Source organism: Algibacter ulvanivorans (assembly GCF_048381495.1).
GTDB lineage: Bacteria > Bacteroidota > Bacteroidia > Flavobacteriales > Flavobacteriaceae > Algibacter_B > Algibacter_B ulvanivorans.
Genome location: NZ_JBLWGD010000002.1, coordinates 25864 through 51456, shown reverse-complemented (window position 1 = coordinate 51456; position 25593 = coordinate 25864). Strand labels below are relative to the sequence as shown.

Genomic DNA, 25593 nt, shown 5'->3' with positions numbered 1-25593 from the left:
TTCAAGTTTAAAACTTCTTCTATTTAAGAAAAGATTTTAGTTTATTTTTTACTCTACTTAAAAGTTTTTTATTCTTATCTTCTTTAAGTTGTTGCGCTTTAAAGTCTGTAATTATATTTTTTACCCTGTTTTTATTATCAATGTCGTGGCTTTTTACATCTCCTTTAGTTGCTATAACAGCTACAAAACCTCTATTCATAAAAACTTCAGACACGGTAAACCCTTCACTTTCTAATAACCAAGGAAGACTCTTATTTGAAAATGTATTTACATGTACGTTCCAAAAAAAAGTATTTAAATCATTTGTATAAATATTATCAATAGTTGGACATTCAATATAAACAGAACCATTAGCATTTAGTCTTCTATAAATATTTTTAACAAAACTTCGTGGGTTTAAAACATGTTCTATTACATGAAAACTACATATAAAATCGTATAATTTTGGACTATATGAATCATCAAAAAGTATAGTATCTACGTCTATTCCGTATCTTTTTACAGCAACATTTACAAATTCAGAATCTGGCTCAATTCCTTTAACTTTATTATCTCTACTTTTAAGTAGCCACAAAAAGCTTCCTGTACCGCAACCAATTTCCAAGCATGTTTTGGTTTTTAAAAAAAAATCTGGTATTTTTTGTTCAAGTAAATGTAGTCGTTCTAAAGCCCAAGACTCGGTTTGAATAAATTTATTTAAATCTGGTTTTGAAGATTTTCTTGCTTCTTTAGAAAATGCACCATCCAAATATAAATGATTCACTTCTTCATTAGAAATACGTGGATATGTATAAACAAAACCGCAACTATCGCAAACGTAGTTTTCAAGAAATAAATTACCTCTTGAATTATTATACAATAATTCACTTTTTTTAGAATTACAAAGTGGGCATTTATTCATTATTCTATTGTAAAATTTGAATTTAATAAAACTGGAACAGAGGTTGTTAACGGAGCTTCTCTTACAAAAAACTTAAAACAATTTTCTTTTTTATATAATGTTCTTCCTATCTGAAAATGACCTTTTAAATCTTTAGTTTCAATTATAGTAATACCAAAATAAAACTTTCCATTTGTAAATGAACCTGGTATTTTACATTTTACATAAAAGCTATCTCCATGATTTTTACTAATTCCAAGGTTTTCTAAAGAAGATGTAATTGCTACATGTATCATTTGTTCATCTGTAATTGGTAAATGAACTGAAAAATGTTCAATATCTTTTGGGCATTTAAACTTAAAACTTAAATCTATACCTTCTCCTTTACTAAGATTTAAAGCTTGATCATTATTACATATTTCAACACCATTAGCTATAATATTTGATATCTCAATATTATATGGATTTATTTCATTTGACTTATAATTGTCTTCAAAAGATAAATAATAATTCTCTACAAGTTCTCCAACATTATTTGTTAGTAGTTTTTCTTTACCTGTGTCTAACAATAATCCTTTTGTACAAATTCGAGCTATTTGAGGCATTGAATGGGATACCAAAATAATAGCACAAGTATTTAATAATTCAGAAATTTTGTTTAAACATTTAATTCTGAAACCTACATCTCCAACAGCCAACACCTCATCAATTATTAATACATCGGGTTCCATTTGTGCTGCAACTGCAAAACCCAACCTTACTTTCATACCACTACTATAGTTTTGTACTGGCATATCAATAAACTCTCTAATTTCAGAAAAATCGATAATTTCTTCTACTTTACTTTCTATCTCTTTTCTTGAAAAACCTAAAACAGCTCCATTATTATAAATATTTTCTCGACCACTTAATATGGGGTTAAAGCCTGCTCCAAGTTCTATAAGTGCTCCAACGCGTCCTTTAATAGTAATTTTTCCTGCATCTGGGTTAATTAAACCATTTAACATTTTAAGCAAAGTAGATTTCCCTGCTCCATTATGCCCTATTAAACCTAAACACTCGCCGCGCTTTAATTCAAAACTTATATCTTTTACTGCCCAAAACTCTTTTTCTCTTAATTTTTTATCATACTCGTTCCCTCTTACACCACTAACCAAGTCTTTTACTCCATACCACAAGCTGGTTTTTAAATCTTTGCAGAACTTCTTGCTAAGATTCTCAACTTTCACTAAAACATCATCATTTTTCATATTAAGCACTTAACCGTTCAACAATTATGGGAATAGAGATACGATAAATAACTAAACCTATTAATAAAAAAGGAATACATATACCTAGTACAACTAAAAAATATATTAAAAAAGTGGGTTCAAATCCAACAGATAAATCTCGTGCAGTTAAAATAATAGAGCTTATAGGATTCCAAGTCATTACAGATTTCATAATTCCAGTTTTAGGTATACTATAAACCACAGGTGTTATGTACATTAAAAACTGCATTCCAAAAGAGATAAGTTTACTAATATCTCTATACAACAAACCTATAGGTGTAATAAATAACCCTAAGGTCGTGCCAAATAATATTGCTCCTATAATTGTTAATGGGAACAACAATAAACTCCAATGAAAACCAACCCCATAAAAGAAAACAAATAGTATTAATAATATAACTTTTATTGAACTGTTAAACAACAACTTATATATTCCAGAAAGTATTAATGCTTCTTTTGGGAAATTAATTTTTGTTAAAATACCTCTCGCCGCATTAGTGCTTTGAAGTGGCGAATTTATTGACGCCACAATAATGGACCAAATTAATGTACCAGAAAAAGCATATAAAGGGTAAGGTACACCTGTATCTGACAATGTTACCGTGCCTGTATTATTTAAAAAAATCCAAACAAATGCAGTACCTAATGGCAATAAAAACGCCCATAAAACCCCTAAATACGATTGTCTATACTGCGCTTTTATATCGCGCTCTGCCAATTGGCGAGCCAAAAACCTAGAATTATAAACATCTTTCAAACTCGTTTTCAAGAGTTTAAAAAAACTTATATTATTATTTTTTTGATAAACTTTAACTTCCAATATCGTTATAGAATAGTATTAATTAAACCTTAAAAATATTTTTAAATTTTAATAACCAGCTTGCTTTTTCATCATCATCATTGTATCCATTTCCATAACTTCCGTAGCCATAGCCGTAACCGTAGCCATAGCCATAGCCATAGCCGTATTTACCTTTTTGATTATAGCCATTGTAAACAAAACTTAAATTAGCTATTTCACCTTTATTGTATTTTGCGTTAATTAAATTAAGCATCCCTTTTTTAGTATAGTCTTGTCTTACAATATATACAGTAGCATCAGCATATTCAGTAAGTTCTAAAGCATCGGCTACAAGCCCTATAGGAGGTGTATCTAAAACAATATAATCATACGATTGTTTTAAAGACCTCATTAAATCGTCCATTTTATCTTTCATTAATAACTCTGAAGGGTTAGGAGGAATTGGCCCAGATGTTATAACATCCAAATTTGGCACTTTAGTATTTTGCACAACCTCCTCAAAGTTTTTTTGTCCAATTAGATAATTTACAACTCCGATGTCATTTTTAATTTCGAAATCTCCAAAAATCTTTGGTTTACGTAAATCTAAACCTACTAATGCCGTTTTTTTTCCACTCATTGCAAATACAGTTGCAATATTGATTGAGCAAAATGTTTTTCCTTCGCCACTTACTGATGATGTTACCATAACGGTTTTAGAGCCTTCTAAATTATGCTTTTTGTAAAAATACTGTAAACTGGACCTTATGGATCTAAAACCTTCGGCTATTGTAGATTTTGGCTTTAGATGAACAACCATATTGTTTTCTAAATTATTTTTTCCTACTACCCCCAATAATGGAATAGTTGATAATTTTTCTAAAACTTGAGGGTTATGTATTTTATTGTCTATAAGTGTAAGTAAAAAAGCCAATAATAATGGAGGCAAAATACCGCCAATGATTGCAAATAAATATCTTGAACTTAATTTTAAATCTATTGGTGTTGCGCCGGTATCTTTAGCTGGATCTATAACGACAATATCTGAAACACTTGCAGATTTTATTATATCTGCCTCGCCTCGTTTTGCTAAAAACACATTATATGTTTTCTCACTTAAAGCATATTGCCTTTCAATATCAAATAACATTTGCTGTGCTTTTGGTAGCTTTCTAATTTTTGCATCCTCAACAGCTATTTTATTGTTTATTATTTGGCGCTCTCTTTTTAGTTCTGTATTTGCAGAACTAATATTTTCTAAAAGCACTAATTTAATACCTTCAATTTCTCTATTTAAATCGGCAAAAATTGTAGCATCCTTTCTTACCGTTGCACCATATTTAGATTTTTGAACAGATAATGCATTTATTCTAGATACATTTGCTACAATATTACCTTCTTCTATTCCAGAAACTGCTGGCGCAGGAACATCTGTAAATGTATTACTGGTTTTTAAATAATTTTCTAAACTTGAATAATACGCTAGTTTTCTATTTATATCATCCTTTTCGGCTTCAAGCCCTGTTAGTTTTGCATTAATTGCAGAACTTTCGTTAGATAAATTAAATATTCGGTTTTTTTGTTTGTAATTATTTAAGGAATCGGCATTAAGCGTTAATTGAGACTTTACCCTATCTAACTGGTTATCAATAAATTTTATAGTATTTGTTACAAATTGATTTTTTCTGTTTAGTTGATCTTCACTTAAAACAGAAACCGTTTCGTTTAAATAATCTACAATTTTGCCTTTATTTACATCTACCAAACTTAAATTTAATGTCGGCGAATTTCTAGGGTTATCTATAGCTAATTTATATCTATATTTTGCTGTAACTGCATTAAAATCGCTAAATTCTATAAAATATTCATCATTAACTTTAGGAGTTCTATCTTCAGCTAAATACACAACACCATTTACAAAGGGCAAGCTAATAGTGTCGCCAAAGGTAAATTGTTCTTTAAACTCGCCTATATTAACATCTATATTTTTTCTTTTTTTGTTATCAAAATTCTGAACCCTTGCGGTATTAGATTCAAAGCTTATTGAAACTTGATATTTATTATCATCAAGACATGTTATTTTAATGGGATGGTTTAAAACCTGACTTGTGTTTGGTGTTAAATTAATTCGTATTGGTGATGCTTTATAAATATCGTCTTTTCTAAACCTTGATTGTTTTAAATAACTAATATAAAATTGAAGGTTATCGACTACTTTTTCATGAATGGAACGCGACCTTAACGAGGTAATAATAGTTTGTACTTTTCCTGAAACACCTCCCCAATTAAAGGTTAAGCTTGTGTTAGAAGTAAATAATGGATTGGATTCTTCTTCAACAGATATTTGAGTACTTAATCTATACGATTGTTGCATTCTTATATTTTGTTGATAGACAATAAATACACCTACGCCTATAAACAATACAAACAACTTCCAATAACTTAAAATTCGAATTAAAAATGCTTTTAAATCGAATGTAGGTTGCGATTGTGACTCTGCAATATCAAATTCTTCTTCCATAAATATTTAATTAAAGATTTTTGGTTAAAAAATAAGTAGACACTAATACAGATAAAATTGACGCAATAGTTGTAACATTTTGTATTGCTGTTTGCCCTGCTCCTAAAGCTTTACGTTTTAGAGGTTTTACCAAAATAATATCATTAGGTTGTATGTAGTAATATGGCGACTGCATAGCCTTTATATCGGTTAAATCTATATGATGTATTTTTTGTCCGCCAGGATATTGCCTAACTATTAAAATATCTGTTCTGTCGGCAGTATCAGGCAAATCACCAGCATTTGCTAAAGCTTCAATAATATTTACTCGATCTTGAAATAAGGTATACACACCTGCGCCACCTTCTCCTGTTACAGTATACCTTAACCCTGCTAGATTAACAGTAACAAACAATTCGGCGCTTTCTTTAAAATATTGCTTTAATAATTCGCTTTTTACTTTATCTTCAATTTCTTCAATAGTATACCCTAATACATTAATTTCTCCTAAAATAGGAAACTCTATATTGCCGTGCACATCAATAGTAAACCCATTAAAGTATAACCCTGCTTGACCTTGTCTTGAATTTTCAGCTTCTCCCACAGGATTAAAAATACCTACAAGCTCGGGGTCTAGTGCTTTTACATTAATACTTAAAACATCATTTACCTGTACTTTATACGGTTTTGGTAATTCTGTTAAAACCAAATCATCACCACTACTTCCATCTTTATCCTGTAAATAAACAATATCTTTATTTGTTATACATGAGGTAAATACTATAGTAAATAATAAGAATATAAGTTGAAGAAAAGGCTTCATATAGAGGCAAATTGATTTATCACAAATATAACTTTTAGTGTTGAAGAATAAAACTTATAGCTGGTTTTTTGGTTTTTTGTCCGTTATTTGCAAAAAATACTAGCTTTTGAATTATTTAACTGTTGAAAACATATCGAAATCTTACGGCGAGCATACGCTTTTTGAAAACATTTCCTTTAGCATCCATAAAGACCAAAAAATAGCTTTTGTTGCTAAAAATGGAACTGGAAAAACATCTATTTTAAATATTTTATCTGGTGATGATACTGCCGATGCTGGCGAAGTTATCTATAGAAAAAACATTAAGGTTTCTTTTTTATCTCAAGACCCTAAATTCGATAAATCTTTAACCATTGAAGAAACCATTTTTGCTAGCGACAACCCAATTTTAAACATTATAGCAAATTACGAAAAAGCACTTTTAAATCCTGAGGACACAGACACCTATCAAGCTGCATTTGATGCTATGGAACAGCATCAAGCTTGGGATTTTGAAACCCTTTACAAACAAATTCTTTTTAAACTAAAACTAGATAACCTAAACCAAAAAGTAAATGTACTCTCTGGCGGCCAAATAAAGCGTTTAGCTTTAGCAAATGCTTTAATAAATAAACCCGATTTATTAATTCTAGACGAACCTACAAACCATCTAGATTTAGAAATGATTGAGTGGTTAGAAGCTTTTTTTGCAAAAGAAAACATAACTCTATTTATGGTAACCCACGACCGCTATTTTTTAGAACGTGTATGTAATGAAATTATTGAGTTAGATGAAGGCACACTATACAACTACAAAGGCAACTACTCCTATTATCTAGAAAAACGCGAAGCTAGAATAGAACGTGAAGCTGTTGAAACCGGTAAAGCTAAACAGTTATTTAAAAAAGAATTGGCCTGGATGCGTCGCCAACCCAAAGCCAGAACTACCAAATCTAAATCTCGTATTGACGATTTTGCAGATATAAAACACCGCGCACACCAACGCAGAAACGACCATGAAGTTCAGCTAGAACTTAATATGGAACGCCTAGGTAGTAAAATTCTAGAATTCCATAAAGTATCAAAAGCTTTTAAAAACAAAACCATACTTAACGCCTTTGAATACACTTTTAAAAAAGGAGAACGCGTTGGTATTATTGGAAAAAACGGCACCGGAAAAACCACGTTTTTAAACATACTAACACAAACAACACAACCAGATTCTGGAAAAGTTATAACAGGCGACACCGTTAAGTTTGGATACTACACACAAAACGGAATTACCATAAAACCCGAACAAAAGGTTATTGATGTTATTAGAGAATTTGGCGACTATATTCCGTTAAAAAAAGGAAGACAAATAAGCGCACAACAACTTTTAGAACGCTTTTTATTTAGCCGAAAAAAGCAATACGATTTTGTTGAAAAACTTAGCGGTGGCGAACGTAAACGACTGTATTTATGTACCGTTTTAATTCAAAACCCTAATTTTTTAATTCTTGACGAGCCTACCAACGATCTAGATATTGTAACACTTAATGTTCTTGAAAGCTTTTTATTAGACTTTCCAGGATGCGTTATTGTTGTATCTCACGACCGTTACTTTATGGATAAAGTTATAGATCATCTTTTTGTATTTAAAGGCGAAGGCGTTATTGAAGATTTCCCAGGAAACTATACAGACTACAGAGTTTATGAAGATAGCCAACCTGTAATATCGAACACAGCAACCGAAAACAAAAAAGACAAACAATCATGGAAACAAAACGAAGCCTCAAAACTTTCGTTTAATGAAGAAAAAGAACTAAGAAATATTGAAAGCAAACTAAACGCTTTAGCCTTTGACAAAAAGGAACTAGAAAATAAATTTAACAACCCCGATTTAACTCAAGACGACATTAACAAACTATCGGCCGAGTTACAAAAAATTATCGATACTATTGAAGCCAAAGAAGAACGTTGGTTCGAGTTATCTTCTAAATTAGAAGAGTAAGCATGCTTTATCAAATTACACAATACATAAAATTTATTTTTAAATCTACCAACCAACATGGTGTACACTCGCCCTTTGTGTATAATTTAGTTACAAAATGCTTTTATGATAAAAACCAACACAAGCCATACAAAGCCATTTACAACTTAAAAAAAACATTATTAAAAAATAAAGCTAAAATTAATGTAACCGATTTAGGAGCAGGCTCGCGTGTTATGAAACAACAAGAACGCTTAATTTATAACATCGCTAAACATGCTGGCACAACAACCAAAAGAGCAAAATTACTTTATAGACTTACAAAATATTTTAAACCTAATACTGTTTTAGAATTAGGCACATCATTAGGTATAGCAACTCAAGCTATGGCTTTAGGAAATAACAATGCTAATATTACCACAATAGAGGGATGTTATGAAACCTTAGTATTCACTAAAGCTCAATTAAAAAAAGACAACATTAAAAATGTATTGTTTATTAATGGTAATTTTAATGAAGAAATAAAAAAGTTAAATCATAATAGTTTCGATCTTATTTTTTTTGATGGAAATCACCAAAAAGATGCTACGTTAAGCTACTTTAAAAACTTATTAAACACGGCAAATAACAATTCGGTTTTTATTTTTGATGATATATACTGGTCTAAAGGCATGACTGAAGCTTGGGAAACCATAAAAAAACATCCAAAAGTAACAGTAACTATTGATACTTTTTTTTGGGGTTTAGTGTTTTTTAGAACCGAGCAAGCAAAAGAACATTTTAAAATAAGAGTTTAACATAAAAAAACTCAGCAATATATATTACTGAGTTTTTTTTATAGAGACTCGCTTTATTTTACTTAACCAAATTTATTTCTACCCTTCTATTTTGTTTTCTACCAGCCTTATACATATTTGTAGCAATAGGCCTTCTTTCGCCATAACCAATAGCAGATAATCGTGTAACATCAATACCGTTTTTAACTAAAAAGGTTTTAACTGCATGGGCTCTTTTTTCAGATAATGTTTGGTTTAATTCGTAACTACCAATACTATCTGTATGCCCTTCTATAGTAAATTTAGCATGAGGATATTCTTTTAAAACCCCAATAATATCTAACAACACTTTGGTTGATTCTTCTTTAATTGTTGCATGCCCAGGCAAAAATAAAATCGTTTTAGCATAATCATTTAATGTTTTTTGCATTTGCTTAACAACCTCTTCTGGGCAACCGCGGTTTGCTAGCGTTCCAGCCATATCAACACAATCATCATCTTTGTCAAAAACTCCATCGCCATCGGTATCTGGCCAAGGACACCCTTTATTTATTGACGAGCCTGCTTGCTCTGGGCAATTATCGTCTTTATCCAACACACCATCTTCATCTTTATCACGCCATGGGCAACCTTTATTTTCTTCAGGACCAGCAACTTCAGGGCACTCATCAACATCGTCTAAAACACCATCTTCATCCTTATCTTCTATTGGGCAACCGTTATTAGAAATTGGCCCAGCTTCTTTCGGGCAATCGTCTAACTTATCAATTATACCATCGCCATCCTTATCTTTTGGAGCATTTTGAAATATAGGTACTTTCAAGCCTGCATAAACATCGGCTTCTCTATTATTATCGCTAGATATTGCCGAAATTACAGAGCCCGAACCAACATATAAAGGCCCAGCTCTAAAACCTGCCCCAACTCTAAAACCATTATTTTGTACAACACTTAATGGCATGTAAAAACTAAACCATTTACTTTCGTATCGTGGAGTTACAGATGCCATATTTGCTACGCGATTTGCTGTTATTCTATTTTTAGACATTAATGAAAAATCGGTATTTAAGTTTATATACCATTTTTCGTTTAAACTCCAATCTGCATTTACATGCAACGCTGTTGGCAAATCTATTTTATATCCGGTTGCAGAGTTTGTAAGTGTGTAAAACGTATTTAAAGCATCGCTAAAATTTTCTGCCGCTTCAAACTGGTCTTCGTTTACATTTGTATTAGCTATATTAAAGGCTTCTTTTACACCATTTTTATAATTTACAAAACCAATATCTGTAATCGACACACCTATTTTAAGTTTGTATTTGTTTTTATCTTTATAAGTGTAATTTGTTGAATTGTCTGCCTTATAGCTAGTATAATTTGGTCTCCACTCGTAAACAAACCCTAAATCTACACCAAAGCCACTTGCATTATCTGGTGTTTTATAATCGTAATCTTCATTATCAAAATTAGCGTATCGTGCATAGGTTAAGCTTCCGCTAGAGGTTATGCTTCCTGTGGTTTCGCCACCTCCAAGGTCGGTTCCATCTGCATCATATTCAATTGCTACATCTTTACCCAAAGCAAAAGCACTACCTAAGCCTTTTAAATATTTTATAGACACACCCGCTTTTACAACATGTTGCTTTTTGTTTAATATGGTTCGTGCATAAGTGACACCAAACTCTGCCCAAGCGTGTGCTAGTATATTAATATCATCTTCATTAAAAGTATAATCGTCTGTTGTATCATCATCAATAGAGGCTATAGAGGTTCCATTAACATCGTTTACATTTACAAAAGCCCTACCTCTTGTAAAAAGTGCTATAGAGCTGTTTTTAGATAAATTAAACATAAACGATGGCCCTAAAATATCTGTATTTAACGCTCCGTAGTTAGCATCTTTAGGGTGTTTTTTAGACTCTAAATCGAAACTATAACCATCTTTTGTGGCATCTAAAATATTAATTCCAAAATAATCGTTACTACCAAACAAACTTGCTCCGCCAATATTAATATCGGTTTTAAAGCGAGAATCTGTTATGCTTGCTGGATTAGATATTACACCATGCACACCACTATAGTTATCGGTTAAAAAACCTATGTGCGATTGTGCATGTATATTATCTAAAAATGTGAGGGCAAAAAATAGAAGAAATAACGTGCTTTTTTTCATAATAAGTATTTGTAGTAATAGCTGCAACAAATTTAATTTATTCAATCAATAAATTACTTACAAAATGTGCTTTTATACCCTTATTTTATAAAGAAGATATTAACAGCACTTATACGTTATATGCCTTTGTATAACTTTAAAAAATACAATAACTTCGTAATATGAAAATTTATACAAAAACAGGCGACAAAGGTACTACAGCTTTATTTGGTGGTACCCGAGTACCAAAACACCATATTAGGATTGAGACTTACGGAACGGTTGATGAGTTAAACTCGCATTTAGGTTTAATTCGCGACCAAGACATAAATCTTGATTATAAAGATTTATTAATTACCATTCAAGATAAGCTTTTTACAATTGGAGCCATTATGGCAACTGCTCCAGAAAAAGCTACTTTAAAAAATGGTAAAGAACGCTTAAACATTGAAAAAATTTCGGCTAAAGATATTGAACGTTTAGAGCATGAAATGGATACCATGAATGCTGCTTTGCCGCCAATGACACACTTTGTACTTCCGGGCGGCCATCAAACGGTGTCATTCTGTCACATTGCTCGTTGTGTATGCCGCAGAGCCGAACGTTTGGCTTCTGCCCTTAATGATTTAGAGCCTTTTGAAGCTAATGCTTTAACGTATTTAAACCGCCTTTCTGACTACCTTTTTGTGTTGGCACGAAAGTTGTCGTTGGATTTGCAAGCAAACGAAATTAAGTGGATACCCGAGAAAACTTAAACTTAATGTTTTTTGTGCTTAACTTACAGGTATAGTACAACTAAGTATAAAGCGCTTACTTTGCAAACTTGCCCGCGTTAGGGATTGAAGTGGAAAGCCCACAGCCCGACGTAGGAGGTGCGAGGACTTGCAACAAAAAGCCCGACCCTTGTGGTAACGCCCAAATAATTTTTATTGCTAAATATAGTATTAACCCGCAGGAATAATTTGCAGGTGTTTGGATTACAAAAAGATACGTTCTTATAATTAATGGTTAAATGAGTTTAAAAGATCTTATGAAAATATTGAGATGATTCATAAATATTTTTTAAACGAAAGTGTAACGGTTAATTTTCTGAAGTGTTTTTATTTACTTTTTTAAAATAAAAATATAAAGAAAATGAAATAATTCATTTTTTTCTTGCGTGTTTAAACTAAAAAATTATTTTTGCAGAAAATTAAACACATACAAAATGTATTGGACATTAGAACTAGCATCTTATTTAAGTGATGCACCTTGGCCAGCAACAAAAGACGAATTGATAGATTACGCTATTAGAACAGGAGCACCTCTAGAGGTTGTTGAAAACTTACAATCTATTGAAGATGAAGGAGACTCTTACGACTCTATTGAAGAAATCTGGTCTGATTACCCTACCGACGAGGATTACCTCTGGAATGAAGATGAATATTAATAAAGCATAAAGAACAGTTAAAAAGTCTCGAATTGAGGCTTTTTTTTTGTTCTAAACTGTATCTTTGATTGCCTTTTAATTTAAGGCCTTTAATAACGATAAACCCCTAGGTAAACCCTAGATAAAACATATAAAATTAAACTTATGAGTTTTTTAAATTCTGTACTTAAAATGTTTGTTGGCGATAAAGCCAAACAAGATGTAAAGGCTACAACACCGCTTGTAAATAAAATAAAATCTTTTGAAACGACCTTAGAAGCCTTATCGCACGACGAGCTTAGAGCTAAAACAACCGAGTTTAAAGCTAAAATTGCCGAAGCCAATGCCGAAATAAACAAACAAATAGCAAACCTAACACAAGAGGCTGATGCTACTGAAGATATTGACGCTCGTGAAGATATATACGAACAAATTGACAGGCTTAAAGATGAAGCCTATAAAGTTACAGAAAACGTTTTAAACGATATTTTACCTGAAGCGTTTGCTGTTGTTAAAGAAACCGCTAAACGTTTTACAAACCATACAACCATTACTGTTACCGCTAATGAATTTGACAGAATTATTTCTGGCGAAAAAGCAAATGTCGTTTTAGAAGACGACAAAGCCGTTTGGTCCAACTCATGGGATGCCGCTGGAAAAGCCATTACTTGGGACATGATTCATTACGATGTGCAATTAATTGGTGGTATTGCCATGCACCAAGGTAAAATAGCCGAAATGCAAACTGGTGAAGGTAAAACCCTAGTAGCAACCTTACCCGTTTACCTAAATGCTTTAGCAGGAAAAGGTGTGCACCTAGTAACAGTAAACGATTATTTAGCAAAACGTGATAGCGCATGGATGGCGCCTATTTTCGAGTTTCATGGTTTAAGTGTAGATTGTATTGACTACCACCAACCAAACTCTGATGCAAGAAGAAAAGCTTACAATGCCGATATTACTTACGGTACCAATAACGAGTTTGGGTTCGATTACTTACGCGATAACATGGCACACTCGCCAGAAGATTTAGTACAACGCCCACACCATTACGCTATTGTTGATGAGGTAGACTCTGTATTGATTGATGATGCCCGTACACCATTAATTATTTCTGGGCCAATACCTAAAGGAGACCGCCACGAGTTTACAGAACTAAAACCTAAGGTAGACGATATTGTTTCTGTACAACGTAAATATTTAACTGGTGTTTTAGCCGAAGCCAAAAAATTAATTGCCGCTGGCGATACTAAAGAAGGTGGCTTACAATTGCTACGCGTTTATCGTGGTATTCCTAAAAACAAAGCTTTAATTAAGTTTTTATCTGAAGAAGGCGTAAAACAACTTTTACAAAAAACCGAAAACTTTTACATGCAAGACAACAACCGAGAAATGCCAAAGGTTGATGCCGAATTATATTATGTAATAGAAGAAAAAAATAATCAAGTAGAATTAACCGATAAAGGTGTAGAATATATATCTGGTAAAGACAACCCAGATTTTTTCATCTTACCAGAAATAGGTATTGAAATTGATAACATTGAAAAGCAAGGCTTATCGGCAGAAGAAGAAGCTACATTAAAAGAAGAATTATTTAAAGAATTTGGTGTAAAATCTGAACGTATACATACACTAAGCCAATTACTAAAAGCATACGCTTTATTTGAAAAAGACACACAATACGTGGTTATGGATAATAAAGTAATGATTGTTGATGAGCAAACCGGACGTATTATGGAAGGGCGCCGTTATTCTGACGGATTACACCAAGCCATTGAAGCCAAAGAAAATGTAAAAATTGAAGATGCTACACAAACTTTTGCAACTGTAACTTTACAAAATTACTTTAGAATGTACCGTAAACTATCTGGTATGACAGGTACAGCATTAACAGAAGCTGGCGAGTTTTGGGAAATTTACAAATTAGATGTTCTTGAAACACCTACAAACCGCCCAATTGCTCGTGATGATAGAGAAGATTTGGTATATAAAACAAAACGCGAAAAATACAACGCTGTTATTGAAGAAGTTACTAAATTATCGCAAGCTGGTCGTCCAGTATTAATTGGAACAACATCGGTAGAGATTTCAGAATTACTAGGCAAAATGCTTAGTATTAGAAAAATACCACACAATGTATTAAACGCTAAACAACATAAACGCGAGGCCGATATTGTTGCCGAAGCTGGTAATGCAGGGCAAGTAACTATTGCAACAAATATGGCTGGTCGTGGTACCGATATTAAACTATCAGACGAAGTTAAAGCCGCTGGCGGATTAGCCATTGTAGGTACAGAACGCCACGACTCGCGTCGTGTAGACAGACAGTTACGTGGTCGTGCCGGCCGACAAGGAGATCCGGGAAGCTCTCAATTTTACGTATCGTTAGAAGATAACTTAATGCGTCTATTTGGTTCTGAACGTATAGCCAAAATGATGGATAAAATGGGATTAAAGGAAGGCGAAGTTATTCAACATTCTATGATTTCAAAATCTATTGAGCGTGCTCAGAAAAAAGTTGAAGAAAACCAGTTTGGGGTTCGTAAGCGATTATTAGAATATGATGATGTTATGAATGCACAACGTGAAGTGGTTTACAAGCGTCGTTACAATGCATTAAATGGCGAACGTTTACGTGTGGATTTAGCAAACATGATTTTTGACACATCTGAAGGTATTGCTGAAACTAACAAAGGCGCAAACGATTATAAAAACTTCGAGTTTGAATTGATTCGTTATTTCTCTATGAGCTCGCCAATTACTGAAGAAGAGTTTGGTAAGCTTTCTGCAAAAGACATTACATCAAAAATATACAAAACTGCTTTTGATCATTACAGAGATAAAATGTCTCGTAATGCAGATATTGCATTCCCCGTTATTAAAAATGTATACGAAACACAACGCGATAAATTTAAACGTATTGTAGTACCGTTTACAGACGGTGTAAAGAGTTTAAACGTTGTTACAGACCTTGAAAAGGCTTATGAAACTAACGGAAAACAGCTAATTAACGATTTTGAAAAGAACATTACTTTAGCCATTATAGATGATGCTTGGAAAACGCATTTACGTAAAATGGATGAATTGAAGCAATCTGTTCAATTGGCTGTACACGAACAAAAAGACCCACTTTTAATTTACAAATTTGAGTCATTCGAGTTATTCAAAGCCATGATAGACGAGGTAAATAAAGATGTAATTTCATTTTTATTTAAAGGCGAATTACCTCAAGAAACTCAAAACACGATACAAGAAGCTCGTGCCAGAAAACAAGAAAAGCTAAACGTACAAAAAGAAGAAATTCCTAATCTAGACGAGCGCTCTGCACAAAACAGAGCTGCAGGTAACACACAACGCCAACCAGAAGTTGTAGAAACTGTTGTACGCGATAAGCCAAAAATTGGTCGTAACGATCGTGTTACTATTAAACATGTTATGAATGGCGAAAACAAAACTTTAAAATACAAACAAGCCGAACCTTTAATAGCTAAAGGCGAATGGGTTTTAATTGAAGAATAACGTATTCCTGAAAATAATAATGATTACATTAAAAATCTCAGTATTAAACTACTGAGATTTTTTGTTTATTGTAACATAGTAACTTATACCCTTATAACGCTAGGCTTAATTGTATTGTAAACAACCAGTAATACTTCTTTTTACTTTTCATTTTACAACTATTCGTTAATAACTTCTTAATAATAGTCTTAAACATTAATATTTAATTTACGTTATTAAATAATATTTTTGTGCTCATGGAGCATATAGATATAGTTACAAAAAAGTTACAGAGATCGGTTGGCGAAGCTATAAAGCAATTTTCAATGATTGATGATGGCGATAGTATTATGGTTTGTCTTTCTGGAGGAAAAGATAGCTACACCTTATTACAAATGATGATGTACTTTCAAAAAGTAGCTCCAATTTCATTTAAAATTATTGCTGTTAATTTAGACCAAAAACAACCTGGTTTCCCTGAAGATGTATTACCCAATTACCTTAGTAAATTAGGTGTTTCTTATAAAATAATAGAAAAAAACACCTATAAAGTTGTTATGGAAAAAACACCAGAAGGCAAAACAACTTGCAGTTTGTGTTCTAGATTACGAAGAGGCACTTTATACGAAGCCGCTAAAGATTTAGGGTGTAATAAGCTAGCACTTGGGCATCATAGAAATGATATTCTAGAAACGTTTTTATTAAACTTATTTTTTGCTGGAAAGCTAGAAACTATGCCGCCAAAATTTAAAAACGATGCTGGAAATTTAATTGTTTTAAGGCCATTAGCTTTATGTAAAGAAAGTGATATTGAAACCTACTCCAAACACATGAACTTCCCTATAATACCTTGTAATTTATGCGGATCGCAAGAAAATTTACAGCGTAAAAAAGTAAAGCAAATGATTGCCAACTGGGAAGCAGATTTTCCAGACCGATCTTCGGTTATGATGAATGCTTTACAAAACATTTCGCCATCTCACCTACTAGATCAAAAATTATTCAACTTTAATACACTTGAAGAAGCAAGCCTAAAAGGGGTGTTAGTTTAATTGTTATAAAGTTGTTACAACGTCGCCGTATAAATCAAAATCTTCAGCTTCGGTAATTTTAACTGTTGTGTATTCGCCTGTTTTTAAATAGGTTTTTGTAGCATCAATTAAAACTTCGTTATCCACATCTGGCGAGTCAAACTCTGTACGCCCAATAAAATAGTTTCCTTCTTTTCTATCTATAACCACTTTAAAGGTCTCTCCTATTTTGGCTTGATTAAGCTCCCAAGAAATTTGCGACTGAATTTCCATAATTTGGTTTGCTCTATCTATTTTAACATCTTCAGGAACATCATCTTCTAAGTTATAAGCGTGAGTGTTCTCTTCATGCGAATAAGTAAAACAACCTAAACGCTCAAAACGCATAGCTTTTACCCATTGTTTAAGCTCTTGAAAATGCTCTTCGGTTTCGCCAGGGTAACCAACAATAAGTGTCGTTCTTATGGTCATTTCTGGAACAGCTTCTCTAAACTGAGAGATTAACTTTGTTGTTTTCGCTTTTGTAGTTCCGCGACGCATACTTTTTAGAATATTATCTGATATATGTTGTAATGGTATATCTAAATAATTACAAATTTTAGCTTCACGTTTCATAACATCTAACACATCTAACGGAAATCCTGTTGGAAATGCATAATGCAAACGAATCCACTCAATACCTTCAACTTTAACTAAAGCTTCAAGCAACTCGGCTAAATTTCTTTTTTTATATAAATCTAACCCGTAGTAAGTTAAATCTTGAGCAATAAGTATTAACTCTTTAACACCATTTGCTGCTAGTTTTTCTGCTTCAATTACAAGATCTTCAATAGGTGTACTTTTATGTTTACCACGCATTAAAGGAATAGCACAAAACGAACATGGCCTGTCGCAGCCCTCTGCTATTTTTAAATAGGCATAGTTTTTAGGGGTGGTTGTTAAACGTTCTCCTATTAGTTCATGCTTATAATCTGCCCCTAAAGCCTTTAACAATCCGGGTAATTCGGTAGTGCCAAAATACTCATCAACGTTAGGAATTTCTTTTACCAAATCTGGTTTATAACGCTCGCTTAAACAACCCGTTACAAATACTTTATCGACATCGCCTTCGTCCTTTTTTTTAACATATTCAAGAATAGTATTTACACTTTCTTCTTTGGCATTATTAATAAAACCACAGGTATTAATTACAACAATATTACCTTCCTCTTCATGAGCAACTGTTTTACCATTGGCCTTTAATTGCCCCATTAACACTTCGCTATCGTAAACATTTTTACTACAACCAAGAGTTACTACATTAATCTTGTTTTTCTTTAAAGTTTTTGTACGCATACTATCTATAAATCAGGGCGCAAAGATACAATATAATTAAACCTTTTATATATTTGATTGTCCTAAAATTAAAATACATCATTTTAATGCTACAAAAAAACATGCACACCTTTTTAAGGATAAAACAAATGCTTTAATTAATTTCTTTCTTTAAAAGGAATAATAACACCTTGCTCTAAATAGTTTTTTAAACCATTTAAAAGCATAGCCCAACAAAAAGAGGAGTGTTTTAAATGATCGTTATTTTTTGGCCAATTGGTATGGCTAAATTTTAAATAAGTTGCATTGTTTTTAGGTTCTAGGTTAAAACCAAAAGTAGTAGGGTTCCAATCTGCATCTGCTTTAGTCATTTTTAAGTAAAATAACTTATCTTTTTTTATTTGTATAACTCTGCAAAACCAATTATAATCATCGGTAAAATTTAAATTATATTCAGAATTTAATTCTGGTTTTCCTGAAGCTTTTAATGTCCACCAGTTATTTAGGTGTTCTGGTAGCGTTACGGCATCAAACACTTGTTTTGGCGGTACATTAATTAAAAGATTATGATAAATATTATAACTCATAATCCTATAAAATTACTAATTATTTAATTAAAGCTTAATATCGCATAACTATTTAGTTTTAAGACACATAGAAAAACCAACTTATTTAAAAAATGAATCTACAAACTCGAATTTATTAAATACTTGTAAATCTTCTATACCTTCACCAACGCCTATATATTTTACAGGAATTTTAAATTGGTCTGAAATACCAATAACCACGCCACCTTTTGCTGTTCCGTCGAGTTTTGTAACCGCTAAAGACGTTACTTCGGTTGCTGCAGTAAATTGTTTAGCTTGCTCGAAAGCATTTTGACCTGTAGACCCGTCTAAAACTAATAGTACATCATGCGGAGCATCATCAATTACTTTTTGCATAACACGTTTTACCTTAGTTAGCTCGTTCATAAGGTTTATTTTATTGTGTAAACGACCAGCGGTATCAATTATAATAACATCGGCATCTTGCTTAACACCAGATTCTAAAGCATCAAAAGCTACCGATGCTGGATCGCTTCCCATATCTTGACGAACCATTGGAACATCTACGCGATCGGCCCAAACTTGCAACTGGTCTATAGCTGCTGCTCTAAACGTATCGGCTGCTCCAAGTACTACTTTTAGTCCTTTCTTTTTAAATTGATAAGCTAATTTTCCTATGGTTGTTGTTTTTCCAACACCATTTACCCCAACTACCATTAAAACATAAGGTGTTTTATTACCGTTTGCCTGTTTAGGTAATTCAGGTATTGTGTATTCTGTTTCTTCTCCTAAATTTGTTTCGCTTAATAAAGATGCTATTTCTTCGCGTAAAATTTGATTGAGTTCGGCAGTTCCTAAATATTTATCTTTTGATACGCGTGCTTCAATACGCTCTATAACTTTTAAAGTTGTGTTTACGCCTACATCGCTAGTTACTAACACCTCTTCTAAATTATCTAAAACATCATCATCAACCTTAGATTTACCTGCAACGGCCTTACTTAATTTGCCTAAAAAGCTAGTTTTAGTTTTCTCTAAACCTTTATCTAGCGTTTCTTTTTTCTCTGAAGAGAATATTTTTTTAAAAAAACTCATTTTTTAACTGGTTGGTTATTTAATTAAAGTTCTATTATATTTTTTAATTGCGCTTCAATTATTTATTTATAGCTTATTAGCTTTTTACTTATTATATGATGCACGCAACAATGCTTTTTCAACATCTTAGAATAATTACTTATAGTCAATTATCTTACCAAATTATAAAAACTGTTATTATGGCATATAAATATAAAATAAAAAAGCCGCTTTCGAGTAGAAAGCAGCTTATAATATTTTTAAACAATATATATTACTTTTTAGCTAAAAAGTCGTTTACTTGTTCTGGACTCATGATAGATTCAACAAACATGTAAGCTCCTGTTTTTGGAGACTTTACCATTTTTATTGCCTTTGTTAATCTTTTAGATCCTGTTTGTAATGATGCTACTGATTTCTTTGCCATGACCTATATTTTTTACTTAATTTCTTTATGAACTGTCATACGCTTAAGGATAGGATTAAATTTTTTAATCTCCATTCTATCTGGCGTATTTTTTTTGTTTTTTGTTGTAATGTATCTTGAAGTTCCTGGTTGTCCAGACTCTTTGTGCTCTGTGCACTCTAAGATTACTTGTATTCTATTACCTTTCTTTGCCATGTCTTATACTTATTAAATACAGCTATTATTTTAAAAATCCTTTAGATTTCGCATCTTTAATTGCTGCAGATATACCAATTTTATTAATCGTTTTTAACGCAGATGTAGAAACCTTTAAAGTTATCCAGTTGTCTTCTTCTGGAATGTAAAAACGTTTCTTTACTAAATTCGCATGAAATTTGCGTTTAGTTTTGTTCATTGCATGAGACACATTGTTTCCAACCATGGCCTTCTTTCCTGTAAGTTCACAAACTCTTGACATTCTATATAACTTTAAATTCTTTGTTGCTTAAAATCGAGGTGCAAATATATAAAATCTTTACATTATGACAACGTAATTTTTATCAATTTTTAAAAATTTCTTTTAGCAACATTTCTAAGGCCTTATTTACAGCCTTATTTATAACTTTTATTCTAGAGTTTCCAAAGTTAAATTCTTGAGAATAAACGCCTGTTTTAGTAGCTATAGCAATAAAAACAGTTCCTACTTCGGCATTAGAATCGCCTTTGGTAGGCCCTGCATTTCCTGTGGTGGCTATTGCATAATCTGATTTAAATAATTGCTGCGCTTGTTTAGCCATTGCCTCTGCTACTTGATAGCTTACAACAGAAAAAGCATCTATTTCTTCTTTTTTAACCTTTAACACATCTATTTTTGATTGTGTTGAATAGGTTACTAATCCGCCTTTAAAAAATGCCGATGCTCCAGAATGTGTAGTAAATGTTTCTGCTACTGCACCTCCTGTACAACTTTCGGCTATAGCCAAGGTTTTACCTAATTTAGTTAATTGCTTAGCTATAACAACCTCTACCGAACCATCTTCATCTTCTAAACCACCGTATTCCTTTTGTATTAAAGGTATTACCTTATTTATTTGCTCTTGTACTTGTTTATTTAACAAAGCTTCATCATATCCCTTTGTTGATAAACGCAAACGCATTTTTCCTAAATTTGGTAAATATGCTAATTTAATATGTTTTGGTAAGGCATCTTCCCAAGCTTCTATTTTTGCTGCCAAAGCACTTTCGCCTATTCCGTAAACTAATAATGTTTTATGAAGTATAAATGGGCAATTATACTTTTCTTTTAACTGCGGTATAACTTGATACTTTATTAATGCTTCCATCTCATAAGGTACACCTGGAAGCGAAATAAAAACTTTATTGTTTTTTTCTAGCCACATGCCTGGTGCTGTGCCCAACCTATTCATTAAGGGTTTTGATTTTGATGGTATTAAGGCTTGATCTTTATTAACTTGTAATAGTTCTGTTCTTATATGTTGGCTCCAAATGGTTTCTATATTTTCTAGAACAGTGTCGTTTTTTACAAGCACGTCATTAAAATACTCGGCAATGGTTTTTTTAGTAATATCATCTTTTGTAGGTCCTAAACCACCAGTACAAATTATAATATCTGCACGTTTTTCGGCATCCTCTAAAGCCTGCAAGATATGTTCTCTATCATCTTGTATAGATGTTATTTGGTAAACAGAAACCCCTATTTTATTAAGTTGCTTTGCTATAAAGGTCGAGTTAGTATCTATAACTTGCCCAATTAGTAGCTCGTCTCCAATGGTAATTATTTCGGCTAACATTATAATTTAAAATCAGACCTAATTTCTGCGCTAGCTTTATCTATTGCGGTAAGTACAATATCCAACTGTTCTGTAATATCTACATTGGTTTGTGTAAACTTACCCCAATCCTGTACTTCTATTAACTTATCTAACACGCCTAACTCGAACAAATCTACCGTTGGTTTCATTTTATGAGCTGCTTGATAAGCTTCTTGATAATTTTTTTCTGCAACTGCAATTTTTAAACGTTCTGCATCAACGGGTACTTCTTCTAAAAAAGCTTCGGCTAACGACGCTATAAAATCCTCGTCATTATCAGCCAATTCTCTTACTCTAAATAATTTATAATGTAATTCCATTTTTTATTTTACTGTTATTGAAAACATTTCGTTGTTTTCTATAAAACCTTTTAATTTATCGTTAGCTACTACTTTGCCAACTCCTGCGGGTGTGCCTGTAAATATAACATCTCCTATCTTTAAAGTGAAATATTTTGACACATATTCTATTAATTCATCAATTTTCCAAAGCATGTGGCTCGTATTTCCATTTTGTACAATTTCGTCATTCTTTTTTAACGAAAACTCAAAACCATCAATATTATCAAGCTCTTTTTTACCCATCCACTTGCCTATTACAGCAGCTCCATCAAAGGCTTTGGCTTTTTCCCAAGGTAAACCTTTAGCCTTTAATGCACTTTGTAAGTCGCGAGCAGTAAAATCTATTCCTAGGCCTATTTCGTTATAATATTTATGAGCAAATTTTTTATCTATATGCTTTCCTACTCTATTAATTTTTACCAAAACCTCAACCTCATAATGTACATCATCAGAAAAATCTGGAATAAAAAAAGGTTGTTTTTTTAAAAGAATAGCCGTGTCGGGCTTTAAAAATACAACAGGATCTGAAGGTTTTTCATTTTCTAATTCTTTAATATGTTCGGTATAGTTTCTACCAATACAAATCAACTTCATTGTTTAATTTTTTTAATTTGGGCATTACCACAAGGGTCGGGCTTTACATTGCAAGTCCTCGCACCTCCGTTGTCGGGCTGTGGGCTTTACATTACAATCCCTAATGCGGGCTTACTTGCCAAAAATAGCTCTCCTAATTTTAACGTATACTTTTATTACCCTAATTTATTATTAAAACTTCTTAGTTTAATAGCTGTTAATATTTTTTTTGTGTATAACGGAAAATCTGCATTTAAAAGCCATCCAAAATAACCTGGTTCTTTTTCTAGAACCTCGGTAACCAATTTCCCTTTATGTTTCCCAAACGAAAAACACTCTGCGCCTTCTTTATTATAAGCTATAAAGCCTGCAAAATCTGCAAACTTTTTTCTTGAGCTAAATTCGGCTAAAAACTTTGTACTATTTTCTAATTCGTCATATTTATCCAATTGTGCTTTTAACACTTGGTATGTTGCATTAGTATCGGCTTCTGCACTATGGGCGCCATCTAGGTTTTCGTTACAATAAAACTTGTAAGCTGCACTTAAGGTGCGTTGTTCCATTTTATGAAATATGGTTTGCACATCGACAGCCAAAGTGTTTTTCATATCAAAATCAATATCGGCTCGCAACATTTCTTCAGCTAATAAAGGTATATCGAAGCGATTAGAGTTAAACCCTCCCAAATCAGAATCCTTTATCATATTATAAATATCTTTTGCGAGTACTTTAAAAGTAGGTTCGTTTGCTACTTTCTCGTTTGATATACCATGAATTGCAACAACCTCATCTGGTATTTTCATTTCAGGATTAACCAACCATGTTTTACTCTCTTCGGTGCCATTAGGAAACACTTTTAGTATAGAAATTTCTACTATGCGGTCTTTTGTTATACTTACTCCTGTAGTTTCTAAATCGAAAAAACAGATGGGTTTTGTTAGGTTTAATTGCATTAAATTTAAATTATTTTAACGATAATTTACAAAAATAAAAAAACCTAACCGTTTTACAGTTAGGTTTTAATTTTGTTTATGCTTTTGGGCTTATATTTCTCTGTTAACATCCCAAGCCTCTAGATAATCTGCAACTGCTTTTACAAACTGCCCTCCTAAAGCACCGTTTACCACACGGTGGTCGTATGAATGAGATAAGAACATTTTATAACGAATACCAATAAAATCGCCTTCTGGAGTTTCAATTACTGCAGGTACTTTTCTAATAGCCCCGAGTGCCAAAATACCAACTTGCGGCTGATTAATTATAGGTGTTCCCATTATGCTGCCAAAGGTTCCTACATTGGTAACGGTATATGTGCCGCCTTGGGTATCGTCTGGTTTTAACTTTCCTATTCTAGCACGGTTAGCCAAATCGTTAACCTGCTTAGTCATACCTACCAAATTTAATTGATCGGCATTTTTTATAACTGGCACTATTAAGTTACCATCTGGTAAAGCCGCTGCCATACCTAAGTTTATGTTTTTCTTTTTAATTACTTTATCGCCTTGTAAAGAAATATTCATCATAGGAAAATCTCTTAAAGCCTTTGCTATAGCTTCCATAAATATTGGTGTAAAGGTTAAGTTTTCGCCTTCACGTTTCATAAAGCCATCTTTAACTTTCTTTCTCCAGTTCCAAATATTTGTAACATCGGCTTCTATAAAGCTTTGTACATGAGCAGATGTTTGTACAGACTCAACCATATGATGCGCAATGAGTTTTCCCATTCTAGACATTTCTATAATTTCATCGTCTCCACTTGAAATCACTACTGGTTTTTCTGCCTTAGGCTTTTCGGTTGTTTTAACAGGTTGTACTTGTGTTTCAACTTGTTTAGCTGTTAATTGCTGAGCATTACCTCTGTTTTTAATAAAGTTTAAAATGTCGTTTTTAGTAACACGCCCGTCTTTTCCTGTTCCTGCAATAGCATCAAGCTCTTGCTGAGTTACCCCTTCGGCTTTTGCTATGTTTTTTACTAGAGGTGAATAAAAACGATCGCCACTAGAAATTACTGGCGCAACAGTTTCTTTAGCCTTTGCTATCGATGCTTCTACTTCTTGTATTGCTTCTTCTTTACTTTCGCTTTCTTTCTCGGTATTAGTTTCTTGGTTTGAAACTGCTTCAGAATCAACTTCACCATCTGTTTCAATAATAGCTAAAACTTGCCCAACTTGCACAACATCATCTACATTAAATAAGCGCTCTACTAACACACCATCTACCTCGCTTGGTACTTCGCTATCTACTTTATCTGTAGCTATTTCTAGTACTGGATCATCCATATCAATAGTATCGCCAACATCTTTTAACCAAGATGTTATTGTTGCCTCTGCAACACTTTCTCCCATTTTAGGTAATCTAAGCTCAAACTTTGCCATATCAATAACGTAATACTTGTTTTTTAATTTTATTTTGCAAAATTACTAAAAAAATTGCT

23 protein-coding genes are annotated in these 25593 nt (G+C 32.6%); 6 read left to right on the top strand and 17 right to left on the bottom strand.

Annotated features, from left to right (window positions below):
* Positions 1-19 precede the first annotated feature (19 nt).
* The 5 genes from ACNG5D_RS05715 to ACNG5D_RS05695 form a co-directional block, all read right to left on the bottom strand.
* Entirely contained in the window at positions 20-859 is an 840-nt protein-coding gene (locus ACNG5D_RS05715; protein ID WP_418182538.1) for a class I SAM-dependent methyltransferase, read from the bottom strand.
* 41 nt (positions 860-900) lie between these two features.
* Positions 901-2130 (bottom strand): ABC transporter ATP-binding protein, encoded by a 1230-nt coding sequence (locus ACNG5D_RS05710; RefSeq protein WP_418182537.1) that lies wholly within the window; start codon positions 2128-2130, stop codon positions 901-903.
* Position 2131: 1 nt separating this feature from the next.
* Positions 2132-2920 (bottom strand): ABC transporter permease, encoded by a 789-nt coding sequence (locus ACNG5D_RS05705; RefSeq protein WP_418182536.1) that lies wholly within the window; start codon positions 2918-2920, stop codon positions 2132-2134.
* A 73-nt stretch (positions 2921-2993) separates the two neighbouring features.
* Complete coding sequence (locus ACNG5D_RS05700) at positions 2994-5453, bottom strand: exopolysaccharide transport family protein (protein ID WP_418182535.1); 2460 nt, start codon at positions 5451-5453, stop codon at positions 2994-2996.
* A gap of 10 nt (positions 5454-5463) precedes the next feature.
* A complete protein-coding gene (locus ACNG5D_RS05695; RefSeq protein ID WP_418182534.1) occupies positions 5464-6255 on the bottom strand; it encodes a polysaccharide biosynthesis/export family protein in 792 nt (263 codons plus the stop codon).
* 106 nt (positions 6256-6361) lie between these two features.
* On the opposite strand from ACNG5D_RS05695, the gene ACNG5D_RS05690 reads away from it, so the two are divergent.
* Complete coding sequence (locus ACNG5D_RS05690) at positions 6362-8227, top strand: ABC-F family ATP-binding cassette domain-containing protein (protein ID WP_418182533.1); 1866 nt, start codon at positions 6362-6364, stop codon at positions 8225-8227.
* A gap of 2 nt (positions 8228-8229) precedes the next feature.
* Positions 8230-9003 (top strand): O-methyltransferase, encoded by a 774-nt coding sequence (locus ACNG5D_RS05685; RefSeq protein ID WP_418182532.1) that lies wholly within the window; start codon positions 8230-8232, stop codon positions 9001-9003.
* 58 nt (positions 9004-9061) lie between these two features.
* Here ACNG5D_RS05685 and ACNG5D_RS05680 read toward each other — a convergent pair whose 3' ends face one another.
* Positions 9062-11155, bottom strand: coding sequence for a DUF5723 family protein (locus tag ACNG5D_RS05680; RefSeq protein WP_418182531.1), 2094 nt, complete (start codon positions 11153-11155; stop codon positions 9062-9064).
* Between the two features lie 161 nt (positions 11156-11316).
* On the opposite strand from ACNG5D_RS05680, the gene ACNG5D_RS05675 reads away from it, so the two are divergent.
* The 4 genes from ACNG5D_RS05675 to ttcA all read left to right on the top strand — a co-directional run bounded on the left by ACNG5D_RS05675 (position 11317) and on the right by ttcA (position 17092).
* A complete protein-coding gene (locus tag ACNG5D_RS05675) occupies positions 11317-11889 on the top strand; it encodes a cob(I)yrinic acid a,c-diamide adenosyltransferase (RefSeq protein ID WP_418182530.1) in 573 nt (190 codons plus the stop codon).
* A 452-nt stretch (positions 11890-12341) separates the two neighbouring features.
* Positions 12342-12563, top strand: coding sequence for a DUF2795 domain-containing protein (locus ACNG5D_RS05670; protein ID WP_019387375.1), 222 nt, complete (start codon positions 12342-12344; stop codon positions 12561-12563).
* A 144-nt stretch (positions 12564-12707) separates the two neighbouring features.
* Positions 12708-16061 (top strand): preprotein translocase subunit SecA, encoded by a 3354-nt coding sequence (secA, locus tag ACNG5D_RS05665; protein ID WP_418182529.1) that lies wholly within the window; start codon positions 12708-12710, stop codon positions 16059-16061.
* A gap of 236 nt (positions 16062-16297) precedes the next feature.
* A complete protein-coding gene (gene ttcA / locus ACNG5D_RS05660; RefSeq protein WP_418182528.1) occupies positions 16298-17092 on the top strand; it encodes a tRNA 2-thiocytidine(32) synthetase TtcA in 795 nt (264 codons plus the stop codon).
* Positions 17093-17095: 3 nt separating this feature from the next.
* Here ttcA and rimO read toward each other — a convergent pair whose 3' ends face one another.
* The 11 genes from rimO to ACNG5D_RS05605 all read right to left on the bottom strand — a co-directional run bounded on the left by rimO (position 17096) and on the right by ACNG5D_RS05605 (position 25534).
* Entirely contained in the window at positions 17096-18406 is a 1311-nt protein-coding gene (rimO, locus tag ACNG5D_RS05655) for a 30S ribosomal protein S12 methylthiotransferase RimO (protein ID WP_418182527.1), read from the bottom strand.
* 137 nt (positions 18407-18543) lie between these two features.
* The gene (locus ACNG5D_RS05650) at positions 18544-18972 is read right to left on the bottom strand and encodes an SRPBCC family protein (protein WP_418182526.1); all 429 of its coding nucleotides are present in this window, start codon (positions 18970-18972) and stop codon (positions 18544-18546) included.
* Between the two features lie 81 nt (positions 18973-19053).
* The gene (gene ftsY / locus ACNG5D_RS05645) at positions 19054-20028 is read right to left on the bottom strand and encodes a signal recognition particle-docking protein FtsY (RefSeq protein ID WP_418182525.1); all 975 of its coding nucleotides are present in this window, start codon (positions 20026-20028) and stop codon (positions 19054-19056) included.
* Between the two features lie 253 nt (positions 20029-20281).
* A complete protein-coding gene (locus ACNG5D_RS05640; RefSeq protein WP_418182524.1) occupies positions 20282-20434 on the bottom strand; it encodes a DUF4295 domain-containing protein in 153 nt (50 codons plus the stop codon).
* Positions 20435-20446: 12 nt separating this feature from the next.
* Positions 20447-20629: a 50S ribosomal protein L33 gene (rpmG, locus tag ACNG5D_RS05635; protein WP_007648529.1), complete on the bottom strand. Its 183-nt coding sequence runs from the start codon at positions 20627-20629 to the stop codon at positions 20447-20449.
* Between the two features lie 25 nt (positions 20630-20654).
* Entirely contained in the window at positions 20655-20891 is a 237-nt protein-coding gene (gene rpmB, locus ACNG5D_RS05630; protein WP_418182523.1) for a 50S ribosomal protein L28, read from the bottom strand.
* 82 nt (positions 20892-20973) lie between these two features.
* Positions 20974-22224: a competence/damage-inducible protein A gene (locus ACNG5D_RS05625; protein ID WP_418182522.1), complete on the bottom strand. Its 1251-nt coding sequence runs from the start codon at positions 22222-22224 to the stop codon at positions 20974-20976.
* On the bottom strand, positions 22224-22565 hold the full coding sequence (locus ACNG5D_RS05620; RefSeq protein WP_418182521.1) for an Hpt domain-containing protein: 342 nt from the start codon (positions 22563-22565) through the stop codon (positions 22224-22226). The genes ACNG5D_RS05625 and ACNG5D_RS05620 overlap by 1 nt, the downstream gene beginning before the upstream one ends.
* A 3-nt stretch (positions 22566-22568) precedes the next feature.
* Positions 22569-23180, bottom strand: coding sequence for a fumarylacetoacetate hydrolase family protein (locus ACNG5D_RS05615; RefSeq protein WP_418182520.1), 612 nt, complete (start codon positions 23178-23180; stop codon positions 22569-22571).
* Positions 23181-23335: 155 nt separating this feature from the next.
* Entirely contained in the window at positions 23336-24112 is a 777-nt protein-coding gene (locus ACNG5D_RS05610; protein ID WP_418182519.1) for a 3'-5' exonuclease, read from the bottom strand.
* Positions 24113-24202: 90 nt separating this feature from the next.
* On the bottom strand, positions 24203-25534 hold the full coding sequence (locus ACNG5D_RS05605) for a dihydrolipoamide acetyltransferase family protein (RefSeq protein WP_418182518.1): 1332 nt from the start codon (positions 25532-25534) through the stop codon (positions 24203-24205).
* Positions 25535-25593: the final 59 nt, after the last annotated feature.